The sequence below is a fragment of the Mycolicibacterium pyrenivorans genome, from assembly GCF_025821625.1.
Lineage (GTDB): Bacteria > Actinomycetota > Actinomycetes > Mycobacteriales > Mycobacteriaceae > Mycobacterium > Mycobacterium pyrenivorans.
This window is the reverse complement of record NZ_JACKSH010000192.1, coordinates 37326-43960: the sequence shown is the minus strand read 5'-3', so window position 1 is coordinate 43960 and position 6635 is coordinate 37326. Positions and strand designations below refer to the sequence as shown.

5 protein-coding genes are annotated in these 6635 nt (G+C 69.5%); 2 read left to right on the top strand and 3 right to left on the bottom strand.

From position 1 onward, the window contains the following. The 3 genes from mmpL3 to trmB form a co-directional block, all read right to left on the bottom strand. A partial coding sequence (gene mmpL3, locus H7I57_RS22700; RefSeq protein WP_264026219.1) for a trehalose monomycolate exporter MmpL3 occupies positions 1-2414 on the bottom strand: 2414 nt, incomplete at its 3' end. 62 nt (positions 2415-2476) lie between these two features. Then, on the bottom strand, positions 2477-3217 hold the full coding sequence (locus H7I57_RS22695; protein WP_264026225.1) for an NYN domain-containing protein: 741 nt from the start codon (positions 3215-3217) through the stop codon (positions 2477-2479). A 48-nt stretch (positions 3218-3265) separates the two neighbouring features. After that, complete coding sequence (gene trmB, locus H7I57_RS22690) at positions 3266-4078, bottom strand: tRNA (guanosine(46)-N7)-methyltransferase TrmB (protein ID WP_264026217.1); 813 nt, start codon at positions 4076-4078, stop codon at positions 3266-3268. A 228-nt stretch (positions 4079-4306) separates the two neighbouring features. On the opposite strand from trmB, the gene H7I57_RS22685 reads away from it, so the two are divergent. Further along, entirely contained in the window at positions 4307-5227 is a 921-nt protein-coding gene (locus H7I57_RS22685; protein ID WP_264026216.1) for a hypothetical protein, read from the top strand. Then, positions 5224-6606 carry a hypothetical protein gene (locus tag H7I57_RS22680; protein WP_264026214.1) on the top strand — a complete coding sequence of 461 codons (1383 nt, stop codon included), beginning with the start codon at positions 5224-5226 and terminating at the stop codon, positions 6604-6606. Before H7I57_RS22685 ends, H7I57_RS22680 begins: the two co-directional genes overlap by 4 nt. The last annotated feature ends 29 nt before the right edge of the window (positions 6607-6635 follow it).

Below are 6635 nucleotides of genomic sequence, written 5' to 3'. Positions count from 1 at the left end.
GGGGCCGGGTGGCTGGGATCGTGCGGCGGCAGCGGCCTCGCGGGCACCGCCACCGGCGGACCGCCGGCACCGACCAGGGCCTCGGGGTGGGCGGGCTCCTCGCGGGGCTCCCGCACCGCGGGGCGCCTACGTTCGTCGGGTAGCTCCGTCTCGCCGAGACCCAGGCGCTCCTGCAGGCGTTTCATCCAGCGCGGCGCCCACCAGCAGTCGTCGCCGAGCAGCTTCATGATCGCGGGCACCAGGAACATTCGGACGATCGTCGCGTCCAGCAACAGCGCGAGCAGCAGGCCGAACGCCAGATACTTCATCATCACCAGGTCGGAGAACACGAAGGCCCCCGCGACCACGGCAAGCACCAGGGCCGCACCGGTGATCAGGCGGCCGGTGGTCGCCGTACCGATCCTGATGGCCTCGGCGGTCGACATCCCGCGCTCGCGGGCTTCCACCATCCTGGACACCAGGAACACCTCGTAGTCCGTCGACAGACCCCAGATGACCGCGATGATCAGACCGATCATCGGTGCCATCAGCGGCTGAGGCGTGTAGTTCATCAGGCCGGACCCGTGTCCCTCGACGAACATCCACGTCAGGATGCCCATCGTGGAGCCGAGCGTGAGCGCGCTCATCAGCGCCGCCTTGATCGGCAGCACCACCGACCCGAACGCCAGGAACATCAGGACCGTCGTCGTGGTGATGAGCAGCAGCACCATCAGCGGCAGCTTGTCGAACAGACTGTGGATGCTGTCCTGCTCGAGTGCCGGGGTGCCGCCCACCGACACCGTGATGCCACGGGGTGGCGACAGCGCGCGCAACTCGTCGATCTTCTTGGCCGCGTCGCCGCGGTTCTCCAGACCGTTCTGGATGACCCGCACCGCCGGGTCCTTGGAGGCACCGTCGAGGTAGGGACGTTCCGCCCAGTTCTTTGCGGGATCGGGGCTGACGATGAAACCGGGAATCGCCATCGCCTCGTTGCGGATCTCGGCGATCTGCTGATCGGTGACGGGTTCTCCGTTGTCACTCTCGATGACCATCGTCAGTGGTTCGGTGCGGAAGCCGGGGAAGGTCCGGTCGAACTCCTCTTGCGCCACGCGCACGGAATTGTCCGGGGGAAGGTATTTCTCGCTGATGCCTGCGAGCGAGAGCTGGCCCAGCGGGATGATCAGCAGGATCATCCCGACCAGGATGGGGGCGGCGAAGGCGATCGGCCGCTTCATGACGACGTTGACGAGCCGGCCCCAGAAACCCTGCTCGACCTCGGCGCGGGTCTTGGTCTTCTGGGTCTTGTCGGCCAGCCAGGTGAGGTACACCCGCATCGGCTTCCAGTTGCGGAAGAACGGCACGCGCAGCAGGGTGCGCACACCGAGCGCGTCGACGTTGGGGCCGAGGACTGCGAGCGCGGCGGCCAGCACGGTGACGGACAGGATCGCCGCCAGCATCACCGAGGCGATGATCGCGTAGGTGATGGACTTGAGAAAGCCCTGCGGGAACAGGAGCAGCGGAACCGAGGACGCCACCAGGATGACGGCGGAGAACATCACGGTACGGCCGGAGGTCATCACCGTCCGCCGCACCGCGGTCTCGGTGTCGTAGCCCTCGGCCAGTTCCTCACGGAACCGGCTGACCATGAACAGGCCGTAGTCGACGGCGATGCCCAGGCCCATGAGCGTCACCACCGGCTGGGCGAAGAAGTGCACGGGGACGATCTCGGCGATCAGCCGCATGATTCCCAGTGCACCGGCGATGGTCAGCCCGCCGATGATGGCGGGAAGGGCTGCGGCGATGACGCCGCCGAAGACGAAGAACAGCACGACGGCGACCAGCGGGATGGCGGCGACCTCGGCGCGCCGCTGATCCTCGCCGATGGTGCCGGTCAGCTCGCTCGCCAGCGGCTGCAGGCCGGCCTGCTGGACCTCGATGCCGTCGATGTTGAGGGCGTCCTTGACGGTCTTGCCGTCTTCGCCGACGTTCTTGTTGTAGTTGTTCAGGATCGCGTCGTCGTTGTCGCCCTTGAGCTGGATCGACATGAAGGCGTGCAACTTGTCGTCGTCGGCCATGTTGCTGAGCACTTCGGGGCTCTTGAAGTAGCCGATGGATCGCAGTACCTGGTCGGGGTGGTTCTTCTCGAGCTCGGTGAGGTTGTCCAGAATCTTCTTCTGGAAGGCCGGATCGTCAACCGTCTTGCCGTCGGGCGCGGTGTAGAGCGCGACGATGTGGCCGGAGGTGTCACGGCCATAGGCCTCGTCGGAGACGAGCGAGGCATGGACCGACTGGCTGCCCTCGTCGTAGAACCCGCTCTGTGTGACGTGCTGTCCCAGGCTGATGCCGTAGACGCCGCCGCCCAGGCACAGTGCGACCATGACACCGATCACTATGTATCGGTACTGGTACACCGTTCGACCCCACCAGGCGAACACGTTAGCTCCTAACGATCTTTCACAATCTCTGTCTCCGGCCTGCGCACATCAGACTCTCGGCTTTAGTTTCCTACAACGCGCGAGGCCAGTAGCGAGGACAGCGGCCGGAATGGCTGCAGCCATGCACCCTGCACTGGTAGCGAATCAAGGCCGATTCGCGGTAGCGGTTCCCGGAAGACACCTTCGATGTCCTCCAGGTCGACGAACTCCAAGGTATCCGACGCTAACGCCCAACTGGCATGTTCGCGAAATCCGAGTACCTGGACGGCGATGCCGTCTCTGGCGATGTCCTCCAGAGGCAGTTTGAACGCCTGCCCGTCGGCCGAGGCGACGATCACGCCGGCCAGCCCCTCGCTGCGGCGCAGCGCGATGTGGGCGAGCATGTCGCTGTCGACGTCACTGTCGTCGTCGATCTTCGGCTTCGCGAAGACCGCGAACCCCACGTTTCGCAGCGCCTCCACCCAGGGGCGGACGACGTCCGCGCTGCCCGGCGCGATGTTGGTGAACACCGTGGCCTCGGGCTCCAGCGAGACCTCGCGGCCCGCCTGGTCGAACTCCGCCGACAGGTCTGCGGTGCGGGCCAGCAGCCACCGGCCCAGTGCGTCGAACCGCGGGCGGTGCGAGGCGGTGGGGCGGCCCCCGAGAATCGATCCCAGCCCCATGTCCAGGTTGGGGGCGTCCCAGACGAGCAGCACCCGCGCGGTGGCCGCGCTCTCGGCGGGCGCCGCCGGGGTGACGACGTCGGGGGCCGTGGGCACGTCGGGCAGGTGCGGGATGGCCGGGATGTTCTCGGTCACGCTCATCGCAACCGCCGCCGGCTCTTCGCGCAAGCGCTCATCGCAACCGCCGGCTCATCGCGTTCTCTCCCACAGCAGCTCGGCAACGTCAGTGCCTGCGAGAGCCTTTCGCTCGTACTTCGTCACCGGCCTGGCCACCGACATCGGCAGGTTCTCGGTGTCGAGACCGATCCGGCGCAGCCGCGGCTCCGCGTCACCGACCTCGGCGATCTGTTCGGCGTATCCCTGGTGGTCGGTGGCGGCGTGCAGCACCCCGCCCGGCCGGAGCCGGTCGGCGATCAGCGCCACCGTGTCGGGTTGCAGCAGGCGCCGCTTGTGGTGGCGGGCCTTGGGCCACGGGTCGGGGAAGAACACCCGGACACCGGTCAGCGATCCCGGCCCGAACATGTGGGTGAGCACGTCGACGCCGTCGCCGCGGATCAGCCGGATGTTGGTGACTGGGGCGGACGTCGACTCGGGGTCCGAGGTGCGATCGATGGCGCTCAACAGCTGGGCCAGACCGCGCCGGTAGACCTCGACGGCGACGACGTCGATGTCGGGTTCGGCCTGCGCCATGGCCAGGGTCGACGTGCCGGTTCCGCAGCCGATCTCCAGCACCACCGGCGCGCGGCGGCCGAACCACGATTCGGTGTCGAGCAGCCCGGCGGGGCCGTCGCCCTCGCGGACTTGTCTGCCCAGTTCAGGCCAGAGGCGGTCCCACGTCGCCTGCTGTTTGTCCGAGATGGTGGAGCGCCTGGCGCGGAAGCTGGTGATCCGGGGGAAGACGTGGGGATGCGCGGGCCCTTGGCCGGCTCCCTGCCCAGATCCTGATGCCACGGGGTCGGCGACGTCAGGGCCCGGCACATGCATCCGTCCATCGTCGCTCATCAACGCCCGACTCCCCGCATCGTGTTACAGATTGATACCCAACAGTTGCCTTCCGCCGGTACCTGCGGGTACCCCCTGCATCCACCGCCAAAAAGAGGTGTCCACAGCACCCCCGCGCAGGTGTCACGATTCTCCTAGTGGCTGGGTCTGACCTGGCCCGGGACCGGGGGGCAGCAGATCTTCGCAGACGCACTGGCCGAATTCGCCGCGCAGACCCGGCACCCGGGTGTGACGGCCGTCGCCGAGCGCCTGGGTGCACCACTTGACGTGGGTGTGCTGGGCCGGCCGGGGGTGGGCCGGGCCGCGGTCGCCGCCGGGCTCGCCGGGGCCGGGGTGACCATCGCCGACGACGCCGCGCGGACCGCCGCGCAGGTGCTCGTCATCGCCGAGGCGCTCAAGCCCGAGGAACGGGCCCTAGCGGAGGCGTCGAGCGGCGCCACCATGGTGGTGCTCAACAAGGCCGACCTGGCGGGCGTGGATCCGGGTGGACCGCTGAGCGTTGCCGAGCGGCGGGCAGCCGAATTCACCGCGACGGTCGGGCTGCCGGTCGTGCCGATGATCGCCCCCCTCGCCGCCGTCGAACTGGGCGACGACGAAGTCGCCGCGTTGCGCGCGCTGGTGGCCACCCCTGCCGACATGACGTCGGCGGACGCGTTCGTCGGGTCGGATCATCGGTTGCCTGCGCAGATGCGGGAGCGGCTCCTGGAGAAGCTGGACCGGTTCGGCCTCGCGCACGCGGTGCTCGCGGTCGCAGGCGGCGCGGCGGATGCGGCCGTCGTGCGGCAACTGCGCGCGCTCAGCCAGGTCGAGCGGGTGCTCGAGGTCCTTGCCGCCGTCACGGCACCCGTCCGCTACCGCCGTGTGTGTGCCGCACTGCGCGAGTTGCGCACGCTCGCTGCGCAATCCGGTGACGACCGGATCGACGCGTTCCTGGCTGCCGACGATGCCGTACTCGCGGTGATGACGGCGGCGGTCGACGTGGTGGAGGCTGCGGGCCTCACCGTGGACCGGGCCGACGACGCGGACGCGCACCTGCGCCGAGCCGTGCAGTGGGGACGCCGTGCCCGGGAGCCCGGCGACGTCACCCACCAACGGTGCGCGAAAGACATTGCCCGCGGATCGCTTCGACTGCTCGGGCGGTCCCGGTGAGCGACGTCGTGCTGGTGACCGGTCCGCGGTTGTCCGGCGTCACCGGATTGGTCGGGCAGCTACGGCGACGGATTCCCGGGTGCCGCTTCGTGGAGGCGGGTGAACTCGACGCCGGCGCGGCACCCGCCGTGGTGGTGTTCGTCGTGTCGGCCGTCGCCCCGATGGCGGAATCGGATTACGCGGTCGCGGTCCTCGCTGCGGCGCAGACCGACGCCGTGGTCGCGGTGGTGTCCAAGATCGACGACCACCGCTGCTGGCGCGAGGTACTCGCGGCGAACCGTGACCGACTCGCCGGGTCCGCGCAGAGGTTCCGGGACGTCGCGTGGGTCGGTGCCGCCGCCGCGCCGCTGCTGGGAGATCCGATCATGGACGAGCTGGTCGCGACCCTGGAACGGCTGCTGGCCGACCCGGATCTCACCCGGCGAAACAGATTGCGTGCGTGGGAATCCCGAGTGCAGGCCGACATCGTCCGCCTGGAATCCGAAGCGGCGGTGCATCGGCGGGCACGTGTCGACCTGCTTCGCGACCGGCGCGCGCAGCTGGAGTCGCACCGGTGGCGCTCCCGGCCCGAAGGCGCCGTCGCGCTGCGCGCCCGGATCCAGCAGGCCCGCGTGGCGCTGACGTATTCGGCGCGCAACCGATGTGCGGCGGCGCGAGCGGAGCTGTTGGAGGAGGTCGCGGCGACGACCGGGCGCGGGTTGGGTGACGTCGAGCAGCGGACCCGGCGACGGTGCCGCGACATCGTCGCCGAGATCGATGCGGAGATCACCGCACATGCCTCGGGGATCGCGGCCGAACTCGGGCTACCGCAGCCGCAGGTGTCACCCGCGCCGATGGCCGACCTCCCTGATCCGCCGGAGCGGTCGCGGCGGCTGGAGACGCAGCTCATGACGGTGCTCGGCGCCGGGTTCGGTCTCGGGGTGGCGCTGGTGGTGGCCAGGCTGTTGTCCGGCCTGGCGGCCGAACCCACGCTCGCGGGGCTGGCCGCGGGCGCTGTCGCCGGTGTGGCGGTCACGGTGTGGGTGGTGCGGGTCCGGGGGCTGCTCCACGACCGGGCGGTGCTGGACCGGTGGGTCGGCGAGGCCACCGCCGCGGTCCGCTCCATGGCCGAGGAGCAGGTCGTCACCCGGATGGTGGCCGCCGAGGCCGCGCTGATGTCCGCGCATGCCGCCGTCGACACACGCGGGCCGACGGCGGGTCAGCGCATCGCCGAGATCGACGCCGAACTCCGCGAACACGAGCGGGCCCTGGACCGCGCGGAAGCGGAACGCGACCGCGCGATGCCGTCGTTGCAGCGGGCTCTGGACGACGTTCGCGCGGCATTGCGGCGGGCGGAGACGACGGACTCCGTGGTTACCGGTCGGTATAACACGCGGTGACGGCCATCTGAATCGTTCCTGTGAGTGAT